At 60.3% G+C, this 24164-nt stretch carries 22 protein-coding genes; 4 read left to right on the top strand and 18 right to left on the bottom strand.

The window, feature by feature from the left end; translation table 11 throughout:
- The first annotated feature begins 136 nt into the window (after window positions 1-136).
- Window positions 137-805, top strand: a complete 669-nt coding sequence (locus QA648_RS23405; RefSeq protein WP_283053883.1) for an isoprenylcysteine carboxylmethyltransferase family protein — start codon at window positions 137-139, stop codon at window positions 803-805.
- A 197-nt stretch (window positions 806-1002) separates the two neighbouring features.
- On the top strand, window positions 1003-2544 hold the full coding sequence (locus tag QA648_RS23410; RefSeq protein ID WP_283053884.1) for a hypothetical protein: 1542 nt from the start codon (window positions 1003-1005) through the stop codon (window positions 2542-2544).
- A 70-nt stretch (window positions 2545-2614) separates the two neighbouring features.
- Here the strand turns inward: QA648_RS23410 and copC are convergent, their stop codons facing one another.
- The 9 genes from copC to QA648_RS23455 all read right to left on the bottom strand — a co-directional run bounded on the left by copC (window position 2615) and on the right by QA648_RS23455 (window position 12358).
- On the bottom strand, window positions 2615-2983 hold the full coding sequence (copC, locus tag QA648_RS23415; protein ID WP_104826894.1) for a copper homeostasis periplasmic binding protein CopC: 369 nt from the start codon (window positions 2981-2983) through the stop codon (window positions 2615-2617).
- Between the two features lie 294 nt (window positions 2984-3277).
- Window positions 3278-3694, bottom strand: coding sequence for a hypothetical protein (locus QA648_RS23420; protein WP_283053885.1), 417 nt, complete (start codon window positions 3692-3694; stop codon window positions 3278-3280).
- 66 nt (window positions 3695-3760) lie between these two features.
- Window positions 3761-4819, bottom strand: coding sequence for a sn-glycerol-3-phosphate ABC transporter ATP-binding protein UgpC (gene ugpC, locus QA648_RS23425; RefSeq protein WP_283053886.1), 1059 nt, complete (start codon window positions 4817-4819; stop codon window positions 3761-3763).
- A gap of 4 nt (window positions 4820-4823) precedes the next feature.
- Window positions 4824-5654, bottom strand: coding sequence for a carbohydrate ABC transporter permease (locus QA648_RS23430; RefSeq protein ID WP_104826891.1), 831 nt, complete (start codon window positions 5652-5654; stop codon window positions 4824-4826).
- 3 nt (window positions 5655-5657) lie between these two features.
- Window positions 5658-6593, bottom strand: a complete 936-nt coding sequence (locus QA648_RS23435; RefSeq protein ID WP_283053887.1) for a sugar ABC transporter permease — start codon at window positions 6591-6593, stop codon at window positions 5658-5660.
- 90 nt (window positions 6594-6683) lie between these two features.
- Window positions 6684-7943, bottom strand: a complete 1260-nt coding sequence (locus QA648_RS23440) for a sugar ABC transporter substrate-binding protein (protein ID WP_283053888.1) — start codon at window positions 7941-7943, stop codon at window positions 6684-6686.
- A gap of 42 nt (window positions 7944-7985) precedes the next feature.
- Entirely contained in the window at window positions 7986-9152 is a 1167-nt protein-coding gene (locus QA648_RS23445) for a PLP-dependent transferase (protein WP_283053889.1), read from the bottom strand.
- Window positions 9149-9844: a FadR/GntR family transcriptional regulator gene (locus QA648_RS23450; RefSeq protein WP_349254320.1), complete on the bottom strand. Its 696-nt coding sequence runs from the start codon at window positions 9842-9844 to the stop codon at window positions 9149-9151. Before QA648_RS23450 ends, QA648_RS23445 begins: the two co-directional genes overlap by 4 nt.
- 225 nt (window positions 9845-10069) lie before the next feature.
- Complete coding sequence (locus tag QA648_RS23455; RefSeq protein ID WP_283053890.1) at window positions 10070-12358, bottom strand: heavy metal translocating P-type ATPase; 2289 nt, start codon at window positions 12356-12358, stop codon at window positions 10070-10072.
- A gap of 71 nt (window positions 12359-12429) precedes the next feature.
- Here QA648_RS23455 and QA648_RS23460 point away from each other — a divergent pair, with 71 nt between their 5' ends.
- Both QA648_RS23460 and QA648_RS23465 read left to right on the top strand, forming a co-directional pair.
- A complete protein-coding gene (locus QA648_RS23460) occupies window positions 12430-12852 on the top strand; it encodes a helix-turn-helix domain-containing protein (protein WP_028750304.1) in 423 nt (140 codons plus the stop codon).
- A gap of 149 nt (window positions 12853-13001) precedes the next feature.
- Window positions 13002-13904, top strand: a complete 903-nt coding sequence (locus QA648_RS23465; protein WP_283053891.1) for a universal stress protein — start codon at window positions 13002-13004, stop codon at window positions 13902-13904.
- A gap of 33 nt (window positions 13905-13937) precedes the next feature.
- Here QA648_RS23465 and QA648_RS23470 read toward each other — a convergent pair whose 3' ends face one another.
- The 9 genes from QA648_RS23470 to QA648_RS23510 form a co-directional block, all read right to left on the bottom strand.
- Complete coding sequence (locus QA648_RS23470; protein WP_283053892.1) at window positions 13938-14531, bottom strand: class I SAM-dependent methyltransferase; 594 nt, start codon at window positions 14529-14531, stop codon at window positions 13938-13940.
- A 209-nt stretch (window positions 14532-14740) separates the two neighbouring features.
- A complete protein-coding gene (locus tag QA648_RS23475; RefSeq protein WP_283053893.1) occupies window positions 14741-16462 on the bottom strand; it encodes an ABC transporter ATP-binding protein in 1722 nt (573 codons plus the stop codon).
- Window positions 16463-16728: 266 nt separating this feature from the next.
- Window positions 16729-17184, bottom strand: a complete 456-nt coding sequence (locus QA648_RS23480; RefSeq protein WP_283053894.1) for an RpiB/LacA/LacB family sugar-phosphate isomerase — start codon at window positions 17182-17184, stop codon at window positions 16729-16731.
- Window positions 17181-17972 (bottom strand): triose-phosphate isomerase, encoded by a 792-nt coding sequence (locus QA648_RS23485; protein WP_283053895.1) that lies wholly within the window; start codon window positions 17970-17972, stop codon window positions 17181-17183. The genes QA648_RS23480 and QA648_RS23485 overlap by 4 nt, the downstream gene beginning before the upstream one ends.
- Complete coding sequence (locus QA648_RS23490; protein ID WP_283053896.1) at window positions 17969-18745, bottom strand: DeoR/GlpR family DNA-binding transcription regulator; 777 nt, start codon at window positions 18743-18745, stop codon at window positions 17969-17971. The genes QA648_RS23485 and QA648_RS23490 overlap by 4 nt, the downstream gene beginning before the upstream one ends.
- Before the next feature lie 84 nt (window positions 18746-18829).
- Complete coding sequence (locus QA648_RS23495; protein ID WP_283053897.1) at window positions 18830-19786, bottom strand: sugar-binding transcriptional regulator; 957 nt, start codon at window positions 19784-19786, stop codon at window positions 18830-18832.
- Window positions 19787-19952: 166 nt separating this feature from the next.
- Window positions 19953-20885 carry a TIM barrel protein gene (locus tag QA648_RS23500; RefSeq protein ID WP_283053898.1) on the bottom strand — a complete coding sequence of 311 codons (933 nt, stop codon included), beginning with the start codon at window positions 20883-20885 and terminating at the stop codon, window positions 19953-19955.
- Window positions 20886-20906: 21 nt separating this feature from the next.
- Entirely contained in the window at window positions 20907-22418 is a 1512-nt protein-coding gene (locus tag QA648_RS23505) for a glycerol-3-phosphate dehydrogenase (RefSeq protein ID WP_283053899.1), read from the bottom strand.
- 69 nt (window positions 22419-22487) lie between these two features.
- On the bottom strand, window positions 22488-24041 hold the full coding sequence (locus QA648_RS23510) for an FGGY-family carbohydrate kinase (protein ID WP_283053900.1): 1554 nt from the start codon (window positions 24039-24041) through the stop codon (window positions 22488-22490).
- Window positions 24042-24164: the final 123 nt, after the last annotated feature.

The raw sequence follows: 24164 nt of genomic DNA on the forward strand, positions 1-24164 counted from the left end.
GGGCGGGCGCATCGTCTGAGGAACAATATCAACGTGAAATGGATTTTATTCATCGGTCAAAACAGCACTGTCGGGAGAAGCGCTTGCGTTCAGGCGCGCGCCAGACTTTTCGTGCTGACTTTTTTTGGAGTGTGCAATGGCGATCTATTTGCTCCAACTCCTGGCCTGGTCGGTCTTCATCGCGGCCCTGATCCTGTGGCCGGCGGGCACGCTGGCTTTTCCGGGCGCGTGGGTTGTGATCGCATTCTTCCTGCTCGGCGGCTTGGCGATGATCCTTTGGCTGTCGAAGCATAGCCCGCGCCTGTTGCGTGAACGTATGGCATCTCCGCTGCAACGGGATCAAAAGCCATGGGATCGCGTCTGGTTGATGTTTTTCGTTTTGGCCTTCTTAGGCTGGATATCCTTCATGGGTTGGGACGCGGCCCGGACGGGCTTTCGAGCGGTACCGCCATGGCTGCAGGTGCTTGGCGGGCTCGGCATGGTGGTCAACATGCTCGGTACCTGGTGGACGTTTCGCGAAAACGCCTTCGCTGCGCCGGTGGTGAAGATCCAGAAGGATCAGAAGGTGATCGATACCGGACCCTACGCCATTGTTCGTCACCCTATGTATGCGAGCGCGTTGTTTTTCCTTATTGGCATGCCGCTATTGCTTGGTTCCTGGCTGGGTCTCGCATTCTCCGTGATATTCATTTTCGGTATCGCCTGGCGAGCGGTGCATGAGGAGCGTGCTCTAAGCGCGGAACTGAGCGGTTATCAAGCCTATGCGGCCCGCGTGCGATATCGGCTCATTCCTTTCGTCTGGTAGAACCCGTATCCCAAGCGTGGCCGCGCCGATCAGTGTGACTGCCCTGCCACTATGCCAAGCCTTAACGCCGAGTTTAGCAAGTTCGCGCTATAGTCGCGTCATAACTCTCTCGGGCATTGGTACGTTTTACATGATCTATGGTGCAGCGACGGCGACACCTCAGCCGCCATGTTGGGCGGTAACAGGGGCAGCCGAACATGAGTAGCGCGACGGACACGGCCGGCTTCAGTTCGACGACGTCGTCGGTGCTACGGATTGCGCTGATCCAGAGTGCCGTGGTCTTCTTGGTGGCGGCGGTGTGGCAGCAGCGATGGGGAACCATCGTCGACACGAGCTGGCTCATTACAATGGCTGAGCGGGTACTCAGTGGAGAGCGGCTTTATGTCGATGTGATCGACAGCAATCCGCCGTTTTCGATCTGGCTTTTCCTGCCGGCGATCATAGCGTCGAGATGGGCAGGGATCGCTCCCGAAATCGGTATCTATCTTTACACCTGCCTCGCAGTGGTCGTGGGTCTGGGTTTATCGGCCGTAATCGTCCGGCGGGCGGGCTTTGCCGAAAATCACGCCCTGCTTCGGCTGCTACCTCTCTTCGTCGCACTTTTCACGATTTTTCCCGGCAATACCTTCACCGAGAGAGATCACGTCGGCACGGTGCTGTTTCTGCCCTTGTTGGCGCTCATGGCATTGCGGGCCGACACCACGCGTCGTGTCGCACCCGGTATCGCCCTGATTGTCGGCGCCGGCCTTTGCGGCAGTATTCTTGTTCTGGTGAAGGCCTACTATGTCGTGGCTTACATCGTGCCCGCGCTCTATGTGGCCTGGCGGCGACGAAACCCGTGGCTACTTCTGGCGCCCGAGAACTGCATCATCGGCATTGTCGGTGTCGCCTATATCGCGCTCGTTTTTTTGCTGACGCCCGAATTTATGCGAGATCTCCTCCCGCAGGTAGCGGATGTCTATATGAAGATAGGTGATCCGGTCAGGGTCGCACTGAGCTGTGGGCCGTCGTACCTGTTGATTTTGCTTCTGTTCCGGATTGTTGCACCCAAGGCACCAGTGACGCCGCTTTGCGCAGTGACGCTTCTGGCTTCACTCGCTGCCGTCGCGCCGTTGCTCTATCAGGGTAAGGGGTGGGCCTACCATGCTTTCGCTGCGATCTCGCTGGCCCTTGTTGCTGTGCTTTGCAGGGTCGCAGCGTCTTCCGGCTGGCGTTACAACCGTGAAACGCTCGGACGTGGCATTCTTTGTGTCATTGTCGTCATGTTTGCATGGCTGCCGTTTTTACAGACGGAGAAGCCGAGCGACGCTTTCGTCGCGGCAGTGAAAGCGGCATCGAAGGGGGAGCCGACGCTCGGCGTCATCGGCAGCGACATCGCCGCTGCCCATCCGCTCGCCAGGATTGTCGGGGCCCGCTTTTTGTCTGCCAATAACAGCGACTGGTACGGCGCCCTTGCGTATGTTCTGGCTCGGAAGGCGTCAGCAAAAGGAGAGGTGGCGGATGCCGCTCGCTACCAGAAGCGGTCGGATGCTTATCTGGACACCAAATATGCCGAGTTCGCCAGCCACAACTACGATCTGATCGTCATCCAGCAGGACGAGCCGCTTTGGACCGATTACGTGCTTGGTCAAGCACGTTTTGCCGCGCTGCTTTCCGCATATCATCCCATTGCTAGGGATGAGCGGTTTACGGTCTATGGCCGCGCCGCTCCTGCCGACCAGAGTTCAATTGCTCGGTGAGCGATCCAGAACTTTTTTGGCCAGCAGAAGGGATTGCGCGCCCAGATAAGTTGCCGCCGTATCGGTAGGCTTATGGCGCTATGGTGAAGGTATAGGTCCCTTCGGTCTTATGGCCGTCGGCTGAAAGGGCATGCCACTCCACAGTGTACTTGCCAGCCGTCAGCTTGTCAGTAACCGGCACCATCAGTGTGGTGTCCCCGTTCATCAGCATGGTTTCACCAGTCTTCACCGCCATCTTCTCCGGACCGGTAACCTTCACCCCGCTGAACTTGAGGTTCAGTCCTTCTGTGAAAGTAAGATCAAGTTCCGAAGGCGCCTGCTTCACCGTGCTGTCAGCGGCGGGAACGGCGGACTTAAGGTGGGCATGGGCGAATGCCTGGCCGGCAAATGCAATGCTGGCTGCGACGGTGATAAAAGCGAGCTTCTTCATCATGGGCATGTTGGTCTTCCTTATTTGTTGGTAATCGACAGTTTCTGTGGGGTGGTTTTCCGAGACCGGTGCCAGTCGCGGCAGATATCAGATCGCGGTAGAGCGATACGCTGCGGGGAGGAGCGGCCATTCCCGTCGCAGCCTTATGCGGATGTGCACGCGCGGTTGGGATGCCGAGGCAGCCTGTTTCGCGTCGCGATGTTCAGCATGGAGGCAATCTGCCCGCAGCCGACACGATCAGTTCTCGTGCATGGTCCGGCCGCCGTTGACGACAAGCGTCACGGCTTGCGCCGCAACGCAGGCTCAAGCAGTGATCTGGAGAATGGGCGGAGCGCGGGGGCCGGTGTTCGGCGGATAGAGCTGGCGATGGAAGGCTTCGGCTCTGGGCGCGAGCACATCCTGATCGGAAGAGGCGAGACGTTCGCAGACATCCGTCGGTGGGGCGGGAAGCAGGACTGCCGTGGCGATCCGGCATGCTTCGCATCCCGGCGCATGTGTCTTGCTGTGTTCCTTGCCGTCGGTGCCCTTGTAGGTCACGCACAGGATCGGCAGGGTCCCGTCCGGCAACTGGTACTGTGCCAGTTTCGCAGGGGTGAGCTCATCGGCATCGGAAATCGGCGGCTGATGGGCGAAGCCGACAAGCACCAGCGCAAGGGCGCATATGATGCGCACCATCCACTGTGTTGTGCAGAAGTGCTTCTTCCCCACGGCCGTCCTCATCCCCTTTTGCGCACAACCTTTAGGGTGTTCGGCGCGCAAGCTCAATGCGGCAATTTGCAGCCATAGTTATCCCGCGCGTTTTCCGTCGCTATCGAAGACATGCAGATGCTGCGGCGGGAATATCACATTTACTTTCGGCCCCGCCTTCAGCACATCGCGATTGAGCGTGAAGACCTTGAATGGCAGGCCATGAAGCGAAAGGTGGAGAATGATGCCGAAACCGGTCGGCTCGATAAGCTCCACATCGGCGCTGATGCCGGAGTCGTCCGAGGACAAAATCACGTGCTCCGGCCGGATTCCGAGCGTCACTTTGGCGCCGTCCGGCAGGTTCGGCGCTGCCGAAAGTGGAACAACCGTTCCGTCCTTGAGCCTAACACCGCCGGTTTCATAGGTCGCGTCGAGGAAATTCATCCCCGGAGAACCGATGAAGCCGGCAACGAAGAGATTGGCGGGACGGTCGTAAAGCTCCAGCGGACTACCGACCTGCTGAACCACGCCGCCATGCATGGCAACAATCCGATCCGCCAGCGTCATCGCCTCGATCTGATCATGCGTCACATAAATTGAGGTCGCCTTCAGGTCGCCATGTAGTTTCTTGATTTCGGCCCGCATTTGTTCGCGCAGGCGCGCATCGAGGTTTGAAAGCGGCTCGTCAAAGAGGAAGGCCTTTGGCTGCCGTACGATGGCGCGGCCCATAGCGACGCGCTGGCGCTGGCCGCCCGAAAGCGCCTTTGGGCGGCGTTCGAGCAATGGGTCAAGCCCGAGCTTCGAGGCCGCACCCGCGACGGCACGCGAAATCTTGTCTTTCGCGATCTTCCGGAGCTTCAGGCTGTAGCTCATGTTGCCGGCGACATTCATGTGGGGATAGAGCGCATAGGATTGGAACACCATGGCGATGTCGCGGTCTTTCGGATGCAGCTCGTTGACCCGGTTGTCCGCAATGCGGATCTCGCCGCCGCTAATGTCTTCGAGGCCGGCGATCATCCTGAGCAATGTCGACTTGCCGCAGCCGGAGGGGCCGACGAGGACGACGAATTCGCCATCCTTGATCCTGAGGTCGATGTCGTGCAGCACCTGCACGTGGCCATAGGCTTTCTTGACGTTCTGGATATCGATCGATGCCATTTGACTAACCCTTGACCGCGCCGGCCGTCAGGCCCTGCACGAGATAACGCTGAATGAGCAGGAAGAAGAGGCCGGCCGGAATAAGCGCCATCACGCCCGCCGCCATCATCTGCCCGAAATCCACGGAGAATTTCGAAACGAAGGTGAGAAGGCCTACGGGGAAGGTGGCTGCCTGATTGCCGTTGATGAGCATCAGCGCGAACAGCAGCTCGCTCCAGGCGGCCGTGAAGACGAAGCCGAGCGTCGCGGCAATGCCGGGCAGCGTCAGCGGCAGAATGATCTGCCGGAACGCGGTGAACTGCGTCGCGCCATCGATCATCGCCGCCTCCTCAAGGTCCTTCGGGATGCCGTCGAAGAAGGACTGCATCAGAAAGGTGGCAAAGGGCACGTTGAAAGCCGTGTAGACGATGACAAGTCCGGTCAGGCTGTTCGTGAGATGCAGCGGCGTCAGGATCTTGAAGATCGGCGCGACCAGCATGACCAGCGGAAACATCTGCGTCAGCAGCATCAAGGCCACGATCCAGTATTTGGCGCGGAAAGTGAAGCGCGAGAGCGCATAGCCGGAGAGCGACGCGCAGACGGTCACCGCGACCGCCGTCGAAGCAGAGACGATCAGGCTGTTTTCAAAAAATGTCGGAAAATCGCTGTGTTGCAGCACGAAAGCATAGTGCTCCCATGTCGTGCGCGATGGCCACATGCGCACGCCTTCCGTATAGAGCAGGTCGTTTGGTGTGACCGAGACCTTCAACAGCCAGAAGAGTGGGAAGAGCGCAAAAACCACATAACAAAGGATTGCCAGGCGATGCGCGATGGTGGGGATGACGGATCGTCTCATGGCTCAATCCTTGTTCAGCAGGGTCTGCCGCAGCAGGATGATCAGCATGGAATAGGCAAGCAGCAGCAGGAGCAGGACGAGGGCAATGGCGGAGGCATAACCGAAATCCAGCCGCTTGAAGGCCTGGGTGAAGATATAGCTTGCGACGATCTGGGTGCGGTCGGCAGGTCCGCCGCCGGTCATGACGACGATCAAATCGGCGAAGTTCGAGATCCAGACTGTACGCAACAATACGGTGATGGCAATCGTCGGAGCCAGGAATGGGAGCGTGATCGAGCGGAAGCGCTGGAACCAGCCTGCACCGTCGATCGAAGCGGCTTCATAAAGATCGCGCGGGATCGCCTGGAGAGCGGCCAGCAGCGTGATGGCGAAGAAGGGAATGCCCCACCAGACATTGGCGACGATCGGGCCCCACATCGCATATTGCGGATCGGAGAGGATGTTGCCGGGCTCCTTCATCAGGCCGAGGCCGAAGAGCCAGTGCGGGATAGGCCCGATCACGGGATTGAAGAGCCATGACCAGTTGAGGCCGGCAAGGAAGGAGGGGACCGCCCATGGTAGAAATACCAGCGCCTGGACGATCGCCCGGCCGAAAAACGGCTTGTCCAGCAACAGGGCAAGGATCAGCCCGAAGATGAACTGCAAAACGACCGAGGCGCCGGTCCACCAGAGCGTATTCTTCAGCGCCCAGTAAAAGGCCGTATCCTTGGAGAGATCGCGAAAGTGCTCCAGGCCGACAAAGCCGCCGGAAAACGGATTGAGAAGTTGAATATCCCGAAACGCATAGGAGATGCCGATCGCCAGCGGCACCAGCATGACGGCGATAATGAGGATGAGCGCGGGGGCGCTGTAGAGATAGGGCTCCGAGGCATCGGCAAGGCGCTTCAGCCACGGCCTGCGGTCGTGACGCCTGTCGAGCGTGTCGGCGGTCATGGTCATCGGCCAATGTTCCCATTCGCGGCGTTCGGACGCCGTCTGTTTCATGTGCGGAAAGCGGCGGCGGATTGCTCCGCCGCCGGTCAGGCGATCTTATTTCTTGGCAAGGAATTTCTGCTGCGCCTTGGTCAGATAGTCGGCCCATTGATCAGCCAGATCCTTGGCCGAGATATCACCGAGCAGCGCCTGCTGCGACGTCTTGATGGCGAGCGAATCCTTGAAGAAGGCGAATTCCTCGAGATAGGTCGGCATAACCGTTGGAACCGTGTTCTTGTCGGCCAGTTCCTCGAACCAACCCTTGAATTGGTCGCCGGCATAGAAGGGATCCTTCTCAGCCGAGATATAGGCCGGCAAGGCGCCGATCTTCTTGTTCCATTCGAGATTGCCTTCCTTGCCTTCAAGGGTGGCGATCAGCTTCCAGGACAAATCCTTGTTCTGGCTTGTCGAGAACATCGACCAGCCGGCATAACCGATCGTCGGGAAGGACTTCCCGTCCGGACCCTTCGGCAGCGGGGTGACGCCGAAGTCGTCCTTGTTCATGCGTTCGGCGATCGCAATCAAGGCATCCGGATCCTGATCGAGGAAAGCGCAGGTACCGGAATAGAAACCGGCGACGACTTCATTGAAGCCCCAGTTGACGCTGTCCTTTGGCGCATAACCCTTCTTGTAGAGATCGACCATCCATTCAATGCCCTTGGCCCAGCCGGGGCTGTTCATCGTCGAGGTGCCGTCATCCTTGAAGTATTTGTTGTCGCCGGCCATGGAGGCCGCGAAGATCATCCAGCCGTTCAGACCGCCGGGGCCGCCGCGCATGCAGTAGCCGTATTTGCCGGGCAGTTTGGAGATTGCTTCGGATGCCTTGACGAAATCGTCCATCGTCTTCGGCGGTTCGGCGATGCCGGCGTCCTTCAGGATCTTCTTGTTGTAGAACATGGCGCGCAGATAGAAGCCGTAGGGCAGCATATAGGCCGTATTCTTCACATCGCGGCCGAGTTCGAGCGCCCGCGGCGTCAGCTCTTTGGTCTGATCCCATTTCGCGAGATAGGGTTCGAGGCTTTCGAGCATGCCGTTATTGCCATAGAGCGACAGCCAGGTATCGGGCATTTCCATCACGTCCGGCGTGTCACCCGCCGAAACCATGGTCGCGAACTTCTGGAATGCCTCGTTCCAGGGCAGGGAAATGATATCGACCTTCGTGCCCGGATTGGCTGCTTCGAACTTGGCGACGATCGACTTTAGTGTCTCGGTGCGTTCCGGGCTGGTAATGACTTCGACGAGCTTCAGCGTGGTATCGGCAAACGCCGTACCCGCCATCATGGTGGCGAAGAGTGCTGCCGTGATCAGTGTTTTCATGTCAGTTCCCCCTGTTTAGGTGTTTCTCTCGGGTTGATGGTCTTATGAGGCGGCGGCGATCGCTTCCTCGATATCTCTCCACAGCGCCTCGGTTCCTTCGAGACCGACATGGAGACGTACGGACCGCGGGTTGATACCAAAGGTATGCGCGGAATTCGGCTGTGCCTTCTGCTGAAGCACGACCTCGCCCGGTACGATCAGGCTTTCGTGCCCACCCCAGCTCACACCCAGTTTGAAGAGCTTGAGGTGATCGGCGAAGGCGCGGATATCGACGTCTTCGCGGAAGATGAATGAAAACAGGCCCGAGGTGCCGTTGAGCCCGGCGGGCAAGCGGTTGGCAAGGCCCGGATGGCAGACCTGCTCGACGACATCGAGCTCCTGCAGCCGCTTGGCGATCGTCATTGCGGCTGCCTCATGCGCCCTCATGCGGATCGGCAGGGTGCGCAGGCCGCGGATCAAAAGCCAGGCATCGAAAGGCGAAAGCTTGCCGCCGAGATAAGGATATGCCTCGGCTTTCAGCCGCGCAATCGTCGCCTTCGAGCCGGCAACAACGCCGGCAACGACGTCACTATGACCGCCCAGATATTTGGAGGCGGAATGGATGACGAGATCGACGCCGAGCGTCAGCGGCCGCTGGAAATAGGGGCTGGCCCAACTGTTGTCGATCATGGAAACGGCACCATGCTTCTTGGCGAGTGCGGCGAGCGCGCCGACATCATGGGCTTCCATCACCCAGCTCGTCGGGCTTTCCAGATAGAGAACCTTTGCGCCGGGAAGTGCCTTGGCAACGGCTTCCTCGTCGCGGCCATCCACATAGGTCACTTCGACCTTCATGCGTTTCAGCACCGTGCCGAAGAGGCGGAAGGCATCCGGATAGACATGCTTGACCGCGACGATCCGATCGCCGGGCTCGACGAAGCTCAAAACGGCCGAAGAGATCGCCGCCATGCCGCTCGCAAAGCCGAGCGCATCCTCGCCACCTTCGAGTTTTGCCAGCATTTCCTCGAACATGCGCACGGTGGGATTGAGGCCACGCGTATAGATCGGCCGCACCTTCTCGCCGCGATAGGAAGCGATCATGTCGTCGTAATTGGCGAAGGTGAAAAGCGATGTCTGAAAAATCGGCGGCACCACGGCATCGGCATAGTTGCCGTCGTCATGGGCCGTGATGAGGGAAGCGAGATCGAACGGCTCTAGCCCGTCAGTCATTTGGACATTTCCTTGATGTCTTCCTCGACGACGTCGAGAATTTTCAATGTTTCGGCGCGCGCCGCCTCGGGATCCTGGGCAACGATCGCGTTGAACAGCGTGCGGTGAAAGGGAAAGGACCGGCGGGCAAAATCCTGCCGGTCGAAGGGATGGGTCCAGAACCGCTCGAAGCTCCCGCGCATCTGTTCGAGGAGCTGCCGGAACAGGGGATTGTGCGTGGCGTCGTAGACGGCGAGGTGAAACGCCAGATCCTCCGGCCCGGATGTGCCCTTTGCGATATGGACGCGTTCCATCTCATCGAGCTTCTCCTCGATGATAGCGATATCCTTGGGCGTGCGCCTCTTGGCGGCGACCATTCCGGCTTCGCATTCGATGCCGCGGCGAACCTCCAGGGTCTGCAGCAGCGCATCGCGCAGATGCGCAGTGTCGAGCGACAAGGGCATATGGATGGTCGCTTTGGAAACGGGTTTCAGCAGATAGGTGCCGCTGCCCTTGCGGGTTTCCACGACGCCCAGGGCTTGAAAATGGGTGACGACTTCCCGGATCGTCGAGCGCCCAACCGAAAGGGCCGCCATCAGCTCGCGCTCTGTCGGCAACCGGTCACCGGCCTGGAGCTTCGAAGACTCGATAAAGTCGGACAGCGCGTCGATAACTTGCTGCGTCCGGTCGATTGACGGGAGAGGGGTTAGCATTGCTTTCGTCATGACCATAAATTGGTCTGACATCTGCTATCAGGTCAATCTATTTTTTATATATCAATCTATTTTTCACATGGGGATTGCGGTCTCACCCTCTAGGGGATCAAGGCCGACACGCGGTAACGGCAAGGCCACTACCGAACTGGTTAAAAAACAAAGGCCCGGCTGTGGATTCCTTGAAATCCGCATACCGGGCCGCATTGCAGGGCAAATTTGGGATCAGTGCGCGCTCATCAAACGGCCGCTGAACACGCCTTTCCACCGCAACAGTCTCATCGCATTGGCAGTGACAAGTACCGTCGCGCCGGTATCGGCGAGGATCGCCGGCCAGAGACCGGTGATGCCGGCAATCGTAGTCACCAGGAACACCGCTTTCAGGCCAAGCGCCATGCTGATGTTCTGGCGGATGTTGCTCATCGTCGTCCGCGACAGCACGACCATGTTGGCGACATCGGTGACGCGGCCGTGGAGAGCGGCGGCGTCCGCCGTCTCCAGCGCCACATCGGTGCCGCCGCCCATGGCGATGCCGACGTCGGCGGCCGCCAAGGCGGGCGCGTCGTTGATGCCGTCGCCGACCTTGGCGACGATCTGCTTTTGCGCCTGCAGCTCGCGCACGATGCGCTGCTTGTCTTCCGGCAGGAGCTGCGCGCGAGGTTCGATCCCGAGACCCTTCGCGATTGCACCGGCCGTGCGGGCATTGTCGCCGGTCAGCATGACGGAACCGACGCCGGCCGTCCGCAGCGCCTCGATTCCGGCGCGCGCATCGGCGCGGGGTTCGTCGCGCATAGCGATCAGGCCGGCGATCTTGCCGTCGACCAAGAGAACGGAGACGCTTTTGCCTTCGTCGTTCATGGTTTCGATCCGGACGTCCTGTTCGGCCGACAATGGCTCACTCTCCCGAGCCGCCTGCGGAGAGAGAAGCGACAGGGTCTCGCCGCCGACACGGCCGCTGACGCCCTTGCCGGGCAGGGCCTTCGCTTCGGCCGCAGGCGGGACCGGAGCACCATCGGATTTCGCCCGCTCCAGAATTGCGAGAGCCAGCGGATGGCTCGAACCGTTTTCGAGAGCTGCCGCCCGTGAGAGAACCTGTGCCTCGGTGAGACCGAAGCCCAGGACGTCCGTCACCTTGGGCTTTCCCTCGGTCAGGGTGCCCGTCTTATCGAAGGCAACCTTTGTCACCCTGCCCATTGTTTCGAGAACAGCGCCGCCTTTCAGCAGCAGGCCGCTGCGGGCGCCTGCCGACAAGGCGGCCGCGATCGCGGCGGGCGTCGAGATCACCAGCGCGCAGGGGCAGCCGATCAGCAGGATAGCGAGGCCTTTGTATATCCATTCCAGCCAGCTTGCGCCGGCCACCAGCGTGGGCGTCACCGCGACCAGTGCCGCGACGGCGACCACGCCGGGCGTGTAATAGCGCGAGAAGCGGTCGATGAAGCGTTCGGTCGGTGCCTTGGATTCCTGCGCCTCTTCGACCAGCTTCACCACGCGGGCAATCGTGTTGTCGGCCGCGGCCGCGGTCACTCTGACACGCAGCACGGCATCCGTGTTGATGGTGCCAGCGAAAACCTTGGCCTCCACGCCCTTGCGTACCGGCGTGCTTTCTCCGGTGACCGGCGCTTCGTCGATGGCGCTTTCGCCTTCGATGATCGTGCCGTCGGCTGCGATGCGGTCGCCCGGACGCACGAGAATGACCGCACCCACCTTAAGGCTTTCGGCCTGCACTTCGCGGGTCTCGCCGTTGTCTTCGATCAAGGCGGTTTTCGGGACCAGGGTCGTCAATGATTGGATGCTTGCGCGCGCCTTTCCGGCGGCGACACCTTCCAGCAATTCGCCGACGAGGAAGAGGAAGACCACGGTCGCCGCCTCTTCACCGGCATTGATGATCACCGCGCCGATGGCCGCAATCGTCATCAGCATCTCGATGGAGAAGGGCGTGCCCGCCAGCGCCGCCATCACGGCGCGGCGCGCGATCGGCACGAGACCGACCAGCATGGCGACAACGAAGGCATAGGATGAAATCGAGGGCACGAGATGGCCGACAATATAGGCGGCAACCAGCGCCACACCCGAGACGATGGTCAGCCGCCCCTTTTTGCTCTTCCACCAGGGGCTATCCATGGGCGTATGGTCGTGACTATGCAGCCCCTCGATTTCCTTTGCGGCATGGTCGTGATGATCATGATCGGCGTGGTCGTGCGATGAATGATCATGGCTATCGTGATTGTGATGATGATCATGATCATGGTCATGATGGTCATGTCGATGTTCGGAGGGCGTGCGCTCAGCCTTGCCCGCCAGGGGGGCGAGGGAATAGCCGAGGCCCGCCACTTTCTTTTCGATCGCGGTGAGATTGCTGGTCTCGTCGTGACGAACGATCATGGTTCCTGCGGTGACGGAAACGGAGACATCTTCCACGCCCGGCATGCGCCTCACAGCCGTATCGATCTTGGCAGCGCATGAGGCGCAGTCCATGCCGCTCACCCTGTACCGTGCTTCTCCTGTCGCTGCCATGATCCGTTTCCTTGTCAAACCGTGGCATCTCTCCTACATCCTCTAGTGGCTAGAGGTGCAAGAGGAAAATCATGAAAAAGATCACGATTGGCGAAGCAGCCCGGCAAAGCGGCGTGAAGGTGCCGACGATCCGCTACTACGAAAGTATCGGACTTCTGGCTGAACCGGACCGGAGCGAGGGCAACCAGCGTTCCTACGAGCAATCGCACCTTCACAGGCTGGCCTTTATTCGCCACGCCCGCGAATTGGGCTTCGAGGTCGATGCGATCAGGACGCTTCTGGCGCTCCAGGACGATCCAAATCAATCCTGCGCCTCCGCCGACGCCATCGCCAAGGCCCGCCTGATCGAAGTCGAACAAAAGATACGCAGCCTGACGGCCCTGAAAGCCGAGCTGGAGACGATGGTCGAAGGTTGCGGCCACGGCCGTATCGACCAGTGCCGGGTGATCGAAGTTCTAGCCGACCACGGGCAGTGCATGCATCCGCGCCATTAGTGCGGTTAAGCTTGTTTACATTGGCGATCGCGGGCCTGAGCTTCGGATCAAGGGAGAATGCCTGCCGCGTTGCGGGCCGTTCGATCTCAGGGTAGAATCTACCCAACCGTGCCACGAGAGGTACGGAGCATCGCGGAAGGAGGTCCGATATGATGGGCCCGCCCGCACATGAAAGCGACACCAAACCGCCACCCGGAAAGACAAGTCTCCTGTTGGCCGGCACCGTGCGTGAATTGACGGTCCATGCCGATGTTCTCGCTTTGCTGCCCGATCTTGCCACCGTCCGAAACTGCCTGGATCTAGCCGAGGAGGCCGCGCGAGAGATACATGGCAGCATGGCTGCAGCGCATATCGGGGCCGATCCCGAAAGGATGATTGCCGCGCCTGAGGAAATTGACCTGCAGATCCTGCGGGACATGGACGAGAACTCTCCGCACCAAAGATTCGAGCGGATTGCCGATGCCTTTGAGGATTGGAAGCGGGAGCGGCCGGATCGTGCGAGCCTTTTCCTGGATGATTGCCGGGGCGATATCGAGCGCTGCGTGATGACCGAATGCCATGAGACGGCGCTTGTCGTCGCTCCCTGTCACGGCAACATGGATGCGCAAGACACATTCTATGATCTTCTGTTCAAGAAGCATAAGCTGTTGCTGGTGCCGCCTGCGGGGGCTTACTCCGGCAATCTGCTGGGCCATGTCCTGATCGGCTGGAAACCGCACAAACATGCGCTGCGCACCGTCGTTGCGGCAAGACGCTGGCTGGCTGCGGCCGATCGCGTCACTGTTCTATGCATCGACGATAAAGCGGACGGAAACTATCAGCGCACGGCCAGCGAGTTGCTTGATCAGCTCGGCCTTAAGGGCGACGTCGTCGCGGTCAGTGCCGGCGGCCGGCCAGTCGGAGAAACCATCCTCGATTTTGCCAGATCCACGGGCGCGACATGCCTGCTGATCGGCGCGTTCAAGCGCGGATATTTTATGGAGCTGCTTCTGGGCCGCATTACGCGCCACCTTCTATCGCATTCCACGCTTCCCTTGATGATGAAGCATTAGGAGTTCGCCGGCGTGTTCGAACGGCCTTCGCCGCTACACACGCTCCAGGATGATGCCGTAGTGATAGGGCGGCAGTTCCTCGACGCGGGCAGTGACAAATCCGGCAGGTTCGACGATCCTGCGCACGGCGTCGGGCGACATGCGCATGTCCGTCTTCGGTCCACGTGGCTGATCCAGCACGACCGTTTGTTCTCTGGGTATCACATGCCAGTTGACGATCGCGAACAAGCCTCCGGGTCGCAGGACATGCCAGACTGCCCGCGCCAGATCTGGCTTGTCCGGCACGCCATGAAAGGTGTTGGCCATCAGCACGTAATCGATCGGTTCCGGCAGCAGCGACGCGATTTCGCGCGCATCGGCGTTGATCCATTGGCGAACAGTCCCTCCGAGGCGCTCGACCTCGATTTTGGCCTGCTCGATCATTTCCGCATCCAGATCGAGGGCATAGACACGGCCATCGACGAGACCGGCAAGCGGCGCGGTGAAATAACCATCGCCGCAACACAGGTCGAGCACGGTCATGCCGGGCTGAATGCCGAGATCAGCCAGGACCTCCGCCGGTCGCGGCCAAAGTGCCGCCCACCAATCTCGGTCGGGCATCGAGGTCGCGGGGAACAGATCATCCATTGTCTTCTCTTTCGGCGCGCAGGCCGTTTCTGGCTCGGGCAGAATTGCCGAGTGCCAGCAACCTTGATGGTAGGCTAGACGGGCTCTTTCTGGAACCCGTCCATATGCTATTTGACCACCTCCGTCACAAAGGCTACGCGTTTTTGTCGGAAGAAATTTAAGCCCGGAAGGATGGTCTCCCGGGCTCAATCTTCACGTGCTCGTCGACATCATGGAAACGTATCGAACTGAGCGTTGTGAAGCCTGGCATACCCGCCGCCGCGGGCCAGAAGTTCGGCATGCGCTCCCTGTTCGACGATGCCGTCTGATCCCATGACAATGATGCGATCGGCATTACGGATGGTCGTCAGCCGGTGCGCTACCACCAGGGTCGTGCGCCCCTTCGAAAGATCCGCCAATGCCTGCTGGATGGCAAATTCGGTTGCCGTGTCGAGTGCAGACGTTGCCTCATCGAGAATAAGGATTGGCGGGTTCTTGAGGAAGATGCGCGCGATGGCAAGACGCTGCTTCTGCCCACCCGACAGTTTCACGCCGCGTTCGCCGGTCGGCGTGTCGAGGCCCTCGGGCAGCGAACGAACGAATTCATCGAGCGATGCGCGGCGCAGCGCCTCCATGATGTCCTGATCGGTCGCGCCGAGCTTTCCATAGGCGATGTTCTCGCGAATGGTCGATCCGAACAGGAACACGTCCTGCTGCACGATGCCGATCTGGCTGCGCAGCGAGGCCTGCGTCATATCGCGGATGTCGATGCCGTCAATGGTGATGCTGCCGCCGGTCACGTCGTAGAAGCGCGGCAGCAGCGAGCAGATCGTTGTCTTGCCTGTTCCCGAAGCGCCGACGAAGGCGACCGTCTCTCCGGCCGATATTGTCAGGTTCAGACCATCGAAGATCGTACCCTGATCCGAATAGCCGAAGCTGACATCCTTATAGACGATATCGCCCCTGAGATGATTGACCGCAATTGCGTTCGGCCGGTCCGCAAGGTCGGGCTGCGTATCGATCAGCGACAGGAAACGTTTGAAGCCGGCGATACCCTTCGGATACATTTCGAGCACCGAGGTGATCTTGTCGATCGGGTGAAAGAAGACATTGATCAGGAGCAGGAAGCTGACGAAACCACCATAGGTTAGCTCGCCAGACACCACGAACCAAGTTCCGGCCACCATGACCACGAGCTGCACGAGGCGCGTGCTGAAATAGCTGAGCGCGATGCTTGCCGTCATGTAGGCATAGGCATTGAGCTTAGTGGCCTTGTAGTCCTCGTTGTTGCGGGCAAAGAGCCGGCTTTCGTAGTCTTCGTTGGCGAAAGCCTTGACGACACGGATGCCGCCGACGCTCTCCTGCACGCGGATGTTGAAGTCACCCACCTTGGTGAACAGGCTGCGCCAGTTCAGTGTCATCTTGGCGCCGTAGCGGCTGACCAGCCAGGTCATGAAAGGCACGATGATCGTCGTCAGCAGCGCCAGCTTCCAGTGCACCGAGAACATCAGCAGGAAAGCGCCGATGAAGGTCATGATGGCGATGAAGACATCCTCGGGTCCGTGATGGGCGATTTCGCCCACCTCTTCGAGATCCTTGGTCACGTGGGTGATCAGATGCCCGGTCCTGTTGTTGTCGAAATAGCGGAACGAGAGCTTCTGGATGTGGTCGAAGGCCTGGCGGCGCATGTCCGATTCAATCGAAATGCCGAGCGCATGGCCCCAATAGTTGACCACGGCCATCAGGCCGGTGTTCAGCGCATAGACGATCAGCAGCAGCGCGGCAGTCGCGGCGATCAGACCCCAGTTACGGCTCGGCAGCAACTCATCGACAAAGAGCTTGACCGCCAGCGGAAAGCCCAGTTCGAGAAGACCAGCGACAACCGCGCAGCCGAAATCGAGAAAAAACAGGGTCTTGTAGCGCGCATAATAGGAAAAAAAGCGACGAAACATGAATGCCCTCCAAGGGCACGAGAGATCATATTGTTAGACAAGGATGGACTGAACAGCAGCCCGCATTCGGCGGCGCTGTTCAGCGCTGATTGGTGCCGAAATGTCTCATCTAACTGATCTCCCTCATGAGTCGCAGGGATCTTATAACCGACGAACCAGACGTTGTCATCCCCAACGGCAAATTGGTGCTATGACGGGCGCTGATAATGCCGCATTATCGCCGTGTGTCGCTTTGAGAGCTAGGACACACGGCGATGTCTGCAAGATCAGCGGGCGTTATATTTCGCGTCGACTTCGTTGATTGCCTTGACGTTTCCGGCCGAGCGGCCCTCTTCGTCGAATGTGTGCGCAAGGAAGGTGTCGGCGATGGCCTTGGCAAGTTCCGGCCCAATGACACGGGAGCCCATCGTGATGATCTGCGCGTTGTTCGAAAGTGCGGCACGTTCGGCCGAATAGGTGTCGTGCGTCAGTGCCGCGCGGATGCCGGGGACCTTATTGGCCGAGATGCTGACGCCGATGCCGGTGCCGCAGACGAGGATCGCCTTGTCATAGGTGCCGCCGATGACACCCGAGGCGACGCGATCGGCAAGGTTCGCGTAGAACGGATCCGGACCGGAGTCCGTGCGCGACACTTCCTGCACGTCGTAGCGGTCCTTCAGGTGGTCGGCGAGAATTTTTGCGAGGCCTTCGCCCGCACTGTCTCCTGCAATTGCAATCTTCAACGTCTATCTCCTTGGAGTTTGGCGGTGCATTGGGCGAGGATGCCGAGATAGCCTTCAGCGCTCCAGGCCGAACGACCGATGAAAAGCCCATCGATATTCGGGCACGATATGAGGTCTTCACAGTTCCCCGGATTGACCGATCCCCCGTAAAGGCAGGGGACGCGGCGGCCGAGCAAATCTTGCGCGATCGATACGATCTCGGCATGGCGTGCATCGGCATAGTCTGGCGAGGCGGGAATTCCCCTTTCGCCGATTGCCCAGACAGGTTCGTAAGCCAGAAGGATTTGTGCGCCCTTCTGCGCCTCGGACAGCTTCGAAAAAGCGCCGAGAACCTGAGCTTTCAAAATATCCGTTGCCCGGCCGCTTTCCCGGTCGGCCAACGTCTCGCCGATGCAGATGAGCGGGATCAGACCGTGGCGGACGGCGGCTTCGGTCTTCAGGCCGACGGTCTCATTAGTCTCGCCGAAATGTTCGCGGCGTTCGGAGTGGCCAAGCTCGACAATATCGAGATTGCAATCCTTGAGCATGAGGGGAGAGATCTCGCCGGTCCAAGCACCCTCATCGGCCCAGTGCATATTCTGCGCACCCACCTTGACGGAGGTGCCGGCAAGAAGGGCCTTGACCTCGCGCACCGCCGTAAACGGCGGGATGATGAAGCGCTGAATGGCCAGGTCTCGCCCGGCATCGGCATCGGCAGTGCGCAGTGCCTCGGCATAGCTGCTGGCTTCCGCTAGCGTCTTGTTCATCTTCCAACTGGTTCCAATCCAGAATCGAGGTGCGGCGCTCATGTCGTCTCCCAGTTCAAGGCAATGGTCAGGTTGATGTTGGCGCGTTCGAGCTGCTTCAGGGCGGCAGGCTCGGGGGTGTCGTCGGTGATGATGGTGTCGAAATCGGCAAGGTCGGCCATGACATGCAGGGCGGTGTGTCCGATGCGCTGGTGGTTGACCAGCAGGCATGTCTTGCTCGCGGACGCGATCATCGCCCGCTTCGCGCGTACGACATTGTCATCCATATGATAGGCAAGGGTGCCGGAAACGGCTGGCGTCGAGATGAAGGCGATATCCGCCCTGAGGCGAAACAGCGCTTCCTCCGTCACCACGCCCAGAAACGCGTTGAATTTCGGCGAATATATGCCACCCAGCGCAATCAACGTGATGCCGCTTTCGTTCTTCAGCCTCTCGATGATCGCGGCATTGTTGGTGATCAGCGTCAGCGGCCGCTTCTGCAACAGCATCTCGCCGAGTACGGCGGCCATGGAGCCGTCGTTGACCATGACCGTCATGCCCGGCTCGACAAGCTCCAGCGCACGACGCGCCATGCTGACCTTGGCCTCATGTCCCTGGCGTTCGCGGATGCGGAAGTCGCTTTCGAACTGCATGCCGGCGTCGATCGTCGCGCCGCCGCGGATCTTCCGCAGGACGCCGGATTGTTCGAGATCGTCGAGATCGCGATGGATGGTCATCTTGGACACGGCAAAGCGGTCGGCCAAGTCGTCGAGGTCGACGCTTTTGTGCTCGACGAGCAGATTGACGATCGATTGTTGGCGTTCTTCGCGTTTCATCTTGGTGCTCCGGTTCTCTCCGGATCGGATGCCTGGGAATGTAACACGTTTATCACATGATTCCACATTAATTTTGTTATTTTGTTATAATTCATGTGGCGAGGAAGGCCCCAGAAGCACCTGGGCGGTTCGTTCGTCGGTAATCAGGCCGTAGAGGCATCGGCTTTTCAGGACCGCGCGGATGGCCTCGGCCTTCGCAACGCCGCCGGCCAAGGCGACCAGCCTTTCCTTCTTCGACCGCGGCAGGGAAGCCGACAGGGTTCGCGCCGTCAGCGTCGTCTCAAGAATGTGTCCGTCAGTATCGAAGAAATGCCCGAGTATCTCGCCAACGCCGCCTGCGGCCGCGATCTCCGCGATTTCACGCGGCTCAACCATCCCGGATAGGACAAGCTGCGCGTCGGTATCGACGGTTCCGAGACCAACAAGCTTCAGGTCGGCATTATTGGCGAGATCGAACACCTCCTTGACGCCGCGCTGCGCAAGCATCACTTCGCGGTCCTCGCCGGTATTGGCGAAAAAAGGCACGGGCATCATATAGGCGTGCGCGCCGGTCTTTTCGGCGATGCGGTGCATCACGTCATAGGGATTGGCCACATAGTTTCTCGACAGGCCACCGAGCATCGAGACGAACCGCAGCCCCTTGGCGTTCAACCGCGGCATATGGTGCACGGCGGACGACAACGTTCGACCGTGGCCGAGGCCTATGACCTTGTTGTCGCCGCGCTCGATCTCCCGCTTTAGGAAGCCGGCGCCGGCTTGGCCGAGGGCGCGAAACTCAAAGCCCTCCTCGCCGAGATCCGGCGCCACCTCGCAATATTGCAGGCCGAAACGTTCCGCCAGGCGGGTCTCAAGCTCCACGCATTCGACGATATCGCCGTCGATCGTCACCTTGACGACGCCGTCGGCGACCGCCCGTGCGATCAGGCGGTGCGCCTTGACCGACGGCACGCCAAGGCGTTTGGCGACCTCCGACTGTGTCAGTCCGCCGGCATAGTGCAGCCAGGCGGCGCGCACGGCGAGCGACTCATCCGCATCGGCCATCGATTGTCCCCTTCCATTCTTTCACCCAAAATCGCGCTTTCGCCATCGGTGCCTTTCGATGGTGGCCAGCGGCAGGCTTCGTTGCTGTTGCGGCATCGGTGCTCGACCAAGAATCAAATGTAATGCCGCAACGTTGATGTCCTAAAGCCTTGCCGGGTTCTTGCAACTAGAGGCGCAGGCTGCCCGCGCCGGTGTCGATATGAGGCGCCCAGAAGGCGATGCTTTCAGCGATCTGTGATATGACCTGGCGATCATTGGGTTCGCGCTCCTTGAACGACAGCTCTAGGCAAATCTCGTTGTCCTCGGCACCGCCCTCGGCGAAGGCCTGCAGCAACGGGGCGGGCTGGATACGGCCCCTGGCGTTGAATTCCGCCGTGAAGGGCCGATGCCCGCCCTTGTCCATCAGGCTTTGCTTGATGTGGATGATCGGAGAAACCGGGGGAACGGCGCGCGCCCAGGCATAGGGATCATAATCGTCGGGATTTGCCGACGTGACATCGCCATGATCGATATCGGCCATCATCCACATCGGCACCGCGAGATCGGCGGCCGTCAGGCGATCCTGAAGCGCAATGCATTCGCTGATAGTCTCGCCGAATTCGCGGCCGATACTCATCGGCTCCCAGAACACATAGGAAAGACCGGCCGAACGGGCGTGCTCGGCAACCTCAGCCCAGCAATCGATGGCGATCTGGGTGAGGCTCTCCCGCTGCGCCGGATCGTCGAAATCCTTGTAGGTGAAGATGGCGAATTGCGTGCCGACAGACTGGCCGCCGAGGTCGGCGATGATATCGGCGAAGGTCTTGAACCAGTCGACATAGTAGCGCCGGACATCGGCGTCGGGATGGCCGAAATGATTGAGGCGCCCATAGGGGCCGGTCATGCCCGAGGTTACGCGAACGCCGGTGCGCTCCAACGCGGCTCGCATCCTGCGGGTCAGCCGTCGGATTGCCGATGCTTGCCAACTCGGATTGATGAATTCATGCGTCAATTGCAGGTCGCGGATCCTGAGGTCGCGCGCAACCGTCTCGATGAGATCGTCCGGCTCGGCGAAGCGGTTCACAAGCGGATTGGTGTTGAGTGAAAGTGTCAATGCCATGGGATCGGCTCCTCGGATGTCTCAGGCGGCCAGAGCCAATTCGCTCTTGAACCAAGTCGAGAAATCCGCCTTCTCCTTCGCGGTCATATGCAGGCCTTCTTTGGTGCGCCGCAGGAGAACATCGTCCACGGTCTGTGCCCATTCGTAAGCAACGAGATAACGCACCTCCGCCTCGTAGAGATTGCCGCCGAAATGGCGCCCGAGGCCGGCAAGTGACGTGGCGTCGCCGATGATGGTTTTGGTCCGCGCCCCATAGAGGTGGCCGTAGTGGTTCACGAGCACGCGCGGCATCCAGGGATAGGCCTCGCGCAACGTGTCTGCGAAGCTGGTGTAGTCCGCGTTCGGAATGTCACCGCCCGGCAATGTCGCCGCACGGGTCCAATCGCCGCCCATCTTGGGGAAGAATTTGGCGAGCCTTTGCAGCGCGTGTTCGGACAGTTTGCGGAACGTCGTGATCTTGCCGCCGAAAACGTTGAGCATCGGCGCGCCGCCGGTTTCGTCGAGATCGAAAACGTAGTCGCGCGTCACGGCGGAAGGATTGCCCTGACCGTCGTCGAACAACGGCCGAACGCCGGAGAAGCTTGAGATCACGTCGGAACGGCGCAGCTTCTCCTTGAAATAGCGGTTCACGGCGGCGATCAGATAATCCATCTCTTGCTCGTCGGCCTTCACCTCCTCCGGTTGGCCTGCGTAGGGAATATCCGTTGTGCCGATGAGGGCCATGTCGCCTTCATACGGGTTGATGAAGATCACGCGCCGGTCATGATTCTGAACCAGATAGGCATGTTGCCCGCTCCAGAATTTCGGAACGATGATATGGCTGCCTTTGACGAGCCGGACCTTGCGATGGCTGTTGGAGCCGGCGACGCGGCCGATGATGTCATTGACCCACGGCCCTGCGGCGTTCACAAGGACGAGCGCCCGCACTGTGCGCAGGTCGCCGGAACGCTGGTCGCGCATCTGAACGATCCAACTGCCATTGTCGCGCCGTGCGCTGACGCAGGCCGTGCGCGTCAATATCTGAGCGCCCTTTTCGGCGGCATCGAGGGCGTTCAGCAGCACGAGCCGTGCATCGTCGACCCAGCAGTCGGAATATTCGAAGCCCTTGGTATATTGATCGACGATCGGCGTGCCTTCCGGATCGCGGCTGAGATCGAGGGAGCGGGTGCCGGGCAAGCGCTTGCGGCCGCCCAGATGATCGTAGAGGAAGAGGCCGAGGCGGACGAGCCAGGCGGGCCGATCCGTCGGGCTATGCGGCAGCACGAAACGCATCGGCCAGATAATGTGGCTTGCGGAATTCAGCAGCACCTCGCGCTCGATCAAGGCTTCGCGCACCAGGCGAAACTCATAATATTCAAGATAACGCAGCCCCCCGTGGACGAGCTTCCCCGATCGCGATGACGTGCCTTCCGCCAGATCATCTTTCTCGCAGAGCATGACGGAGAGACCCCGACCGGCTGCGTCCCGCGCGATGCCGGCGCCGTTGATGCCGCCGCCGATCACGAAGAGATCGAGGATTTCGGATTCAGTCATTTCACGCTCCTTAGGATGCCTTTCGCATCAAAATCATCTGTCTCGACCGCGCGCGGGATGTGTATGCCCCTATGGCTGCGAAGCGAGCTTGTCCCACGCGGGTGCGATCGCTTGCCGCACGTCCAGATAGGCCCCAAATAGTCGGTCGTAACGGCGAGCCTCGTCCGCGTCGGGCGCTTCGGATTCGCCAAGCAGCCGCGTCACCCATTCGGCAATACAGTCGTCCATGGTCGCATAGGCGCCGATTGCGACGGCGGCCATCATGGCAACACCTGCGGCTCCCGCTTCCTGGCGTTCGGCGATTCTGACCGGCGCGTTGACGGCGGCCGCGAGCGATTGCCGCAGTGCGCGGCTTCGTGCCGCTCCGCCTGTCATCCGCAGCTCCAGCGGCATATCGCCCATCGCCGCGTAACAATCGCGCGTCGCCATGCCGAGCCCTTCGACCACGGCGCGAACCAAGTCCGGAAAGCCGTGGCGAATGGAGAGCCCGGTAAAGCCGGCCCGCGCATGGGCATTGACGAAGGGGCCGCGTTCTCCCGCCTCGGAAACATAAGGGTGGTAGAGAATGGAACCCGGACGGCTTTGAGCGAACCAGGCGTCGATCCGGGAGATGAGATCCGAGGCGGCTACAGGCTTGCCCGCTTCGGACATCAGATCGGCGGCAATCTGCAAAATCCAGTCGATATTGATCGTCGCACCCATATTGGTCTGAACCTGGGTGACGATGCCGGGGATCGGCAGGGTGATGACATAGCCGGTGCCCTCGGCATTGAGCTGGACATCGGAGACCGCCTTGGCGCGCATATGCACGCCTGTCGAGCCAATCGTCGAGCAAGCGGCATTCTGGCCGGCGGTACGCACTCCCGCGCCGAGCGCCGTCATGACCATATCGACATAGCCAAGGCAGACGGGCGTGCCGGCCAGCAGCCCGGTCGCGCTTGCCGCATCGGCCGATAGCGGATGCGTGAGCTCGGTCCCTTCGATGATCTCGGGCAGAAGGGATGTTCTGTGATTGAGGCCGAGCGCGTCGATGACGACGGAATCGTAGCGACGCGTGCGGAAATTGCCGAAAGTGAAGCTTGCCTCGGACGGATCGGTCGCGCGAATGCCGGTGAGATTGAGATAGAGCCAATCCTTGCAATGCAGCGCCGTCTCGGCGCGATCGAGAAGCTCCGGCATATAGCGGTCCATATGCGCGAGCTGCGAGCCCTGCTGACAGGTGTTGAGCCCGGTGCCGGTCGCCTCGAAACGCGCGCGATTGTCCGGATGGCTGCTTAAGCGATTGACGGTCGGGGCGGCCCGTGCGTCGAGCCATAGCCAGGCATCGCCGACGGGCTCGTTACTGTAGCCGACGAGCCAGGTGCCGTCTCCCTGGCCGGTCACGGCAATGATGGCAGTACGCGCGGCAAGGTCGTTGACCATGTCGGCGAGCCCGCGCACGGCGCTGACGCAGTCCGTCCACGTACGGCTAAGCGGCTGCGTAGCGGAGCCGTCATCTCCCATCGTGTACTGATTGCGCGCCGAGGCCGACGCGATCTGCCGGCCCGAAAGCTCGAAGGCCACGGCTTTGATGACGGAGGTTCCCGCATCAATGCCAATGATGAGCGTTTCGTTGCTAGGCATTGCGCAATAGCTCCGGCGCGCCAAGACCTGCATCCACGGCGGTCAATCCTTGTGTCGCATCCATTCTTCGCTCCTCCCCAATCGCTTTCATTGAACCGCGCCTGCGGCGCCATCTCAACGACT

The sequence above is a fragment of the Rhizobium sp. CB3171 genome (assembly GCF_029714265.1).
Taxonomy (GTDB): domain Bacteria; phylum Pseudomonadota; class Alphaproteobacteria; order Rhizobiales; family Rhizobiaceae; genus Rhizobium.

Bases quoted from the DNA above. Each gene is read 5' to 3' on its own strand.
- QA648_RS23405 (WP_283053883.1), top strand. From the start codon at position 137: ATGGCGATCTATTTGCTCCAACTCCTGGCCTGGTCGGTCTTCATCGCG.
- QA648_RS23410 (WP_283053884.1), top strand. From the start codon at position 1,003: ATGAGTAGCGCGACGGACACGGCCGGCTTCAGTTCGACGACGTCGTCG.
- copC (WP_104826894.1), bottom strand. From the start codon at position 2,983: ATGCCCATGATGAAGAAGCTCGCTTTTATCACCGTCGCAGCCAGCATT.
- QA648_RS23420 (WP_283053885.1), bottom strand. From the start codon at position 3,694: ATGAGGACGGCCGTGGGGAAGAAGCACTTCTGCACAACACAGTGGATG.
- ugpC (WP_283053886.1), bottom strand. From the start codon at position 4,819: ATGGCATCGATCGATATCCAGAACGTCAAGAAAGCCTATGGCCACGTG.
- QA648_RS23430 (WP_104826891.1), bottom strand. From the start codon at position 5,654: ATGAGACGATCCGTCATCCCCACCATCGCGCATCGCCTGGCAATCCTT.
- QA648_RS23435 (WP_283053887.1), bottom strand. From the start codon at position 6,593: ATGACCATGACCGCCGACACGCTCGACAGGCGTCACGACCGCAGGCCG.
- QA648_RS23440 (WP_283053888.1), bottom strand. From the start codon at position 7,943: ATGAAAACACTGATCACGGCAGCACTCTTCGCCACCATGATGGCGGGT.
- QA648_RS23445 (WP_283053889.1), bottom strand. From the start codon at position 9,152: ATGACTGACGGGCTAGAGCCGTTCGATCTCGCTTCCCTCATCACGGCC.
- QA648_RS23450 (WP_349254320.1), bottom strand. From the start codon at position 9,844: ATGCTAACCCCTCTCCCGTCAATCGACCGGACGCAGCAAGTTATCGAC.
- QA648_RS23455 (WP_283053890.1), bottom strand. From the start codon at position 12,358: ATGGCAGCGACAGGAGAAGCACGGTACAGGGTGAGCGGCATGGACTGC.
- QA648_RS23460 (WP_028750304.1), top strand. From the start codon at position 12,430: ATGAAAAAGATCACGATTGGCGAAGCAGCCCGGCAAAGCGGCGTGAAG.
- QA648_RS23465 (WP_283053891.1), top strand. From the start codon at position 13,002: ATGATGGGCCCGCCCGCACATGAAAGCGACACCAAACCGCCACCCGGA.
- QA648_RS23470 (WP_283053892.1), bottom strand. From the start codon at position 14,531: ATGGATGATCTGTTCCCCGCGACCTCGATGCCCGACCGAGATTGGTGG.
- QA648_RS23475 (WP_283053893.1), bottom strand. From the start codon at position 16,462: ATGTTTCGTCGCTTTTTTTCCTATTATGCGCGCTACAAGACCCTGTTT.
- QA648_RS23485 (WP_283053895.1), bottom strand. From the start codon at position 17,972: ATGAGCGCCGCACCTCGATTCTGGATTGGAACCAGTTGGAAGATGAAC.
- QA648_RS23490 (WP_283053896.1), bottom strand. From the start codon at position 18,745: ATGAAACGCGAAGAACGCCAACAATCGATCGTCAATCTGCTCGTCGAG.
- QA648_RS23495 (WP_283053897.1), bottom strand. From the start codon at position 19,786: ATGGCCGATGCGGATGAGTCGCTCGCCGTGCGCGCCGCCTGGCTGCAC.
- QA648_RS23500 (WP_283053898.1), bottom strand. From the start codon at position 20,885: ATGGCATTGACACTTTCACTCAACACCAATCCGCTTGTGAACCGCTTC.
- QA648_RS23505 (WP_283053899.1), bottom strand. From the start codon at position 22,418: ATGACTGAATCCGAAATCCTCGATCTCTTCGTGATCGGCGGCGGCATC.
- QA648_RS23510 (WP_283053900.1), bottom strand. From the start codon at position 24,041: ATGCCTAGCAACGAAACGCTCATCATTGGCATTGATGCGGGAACCTCC.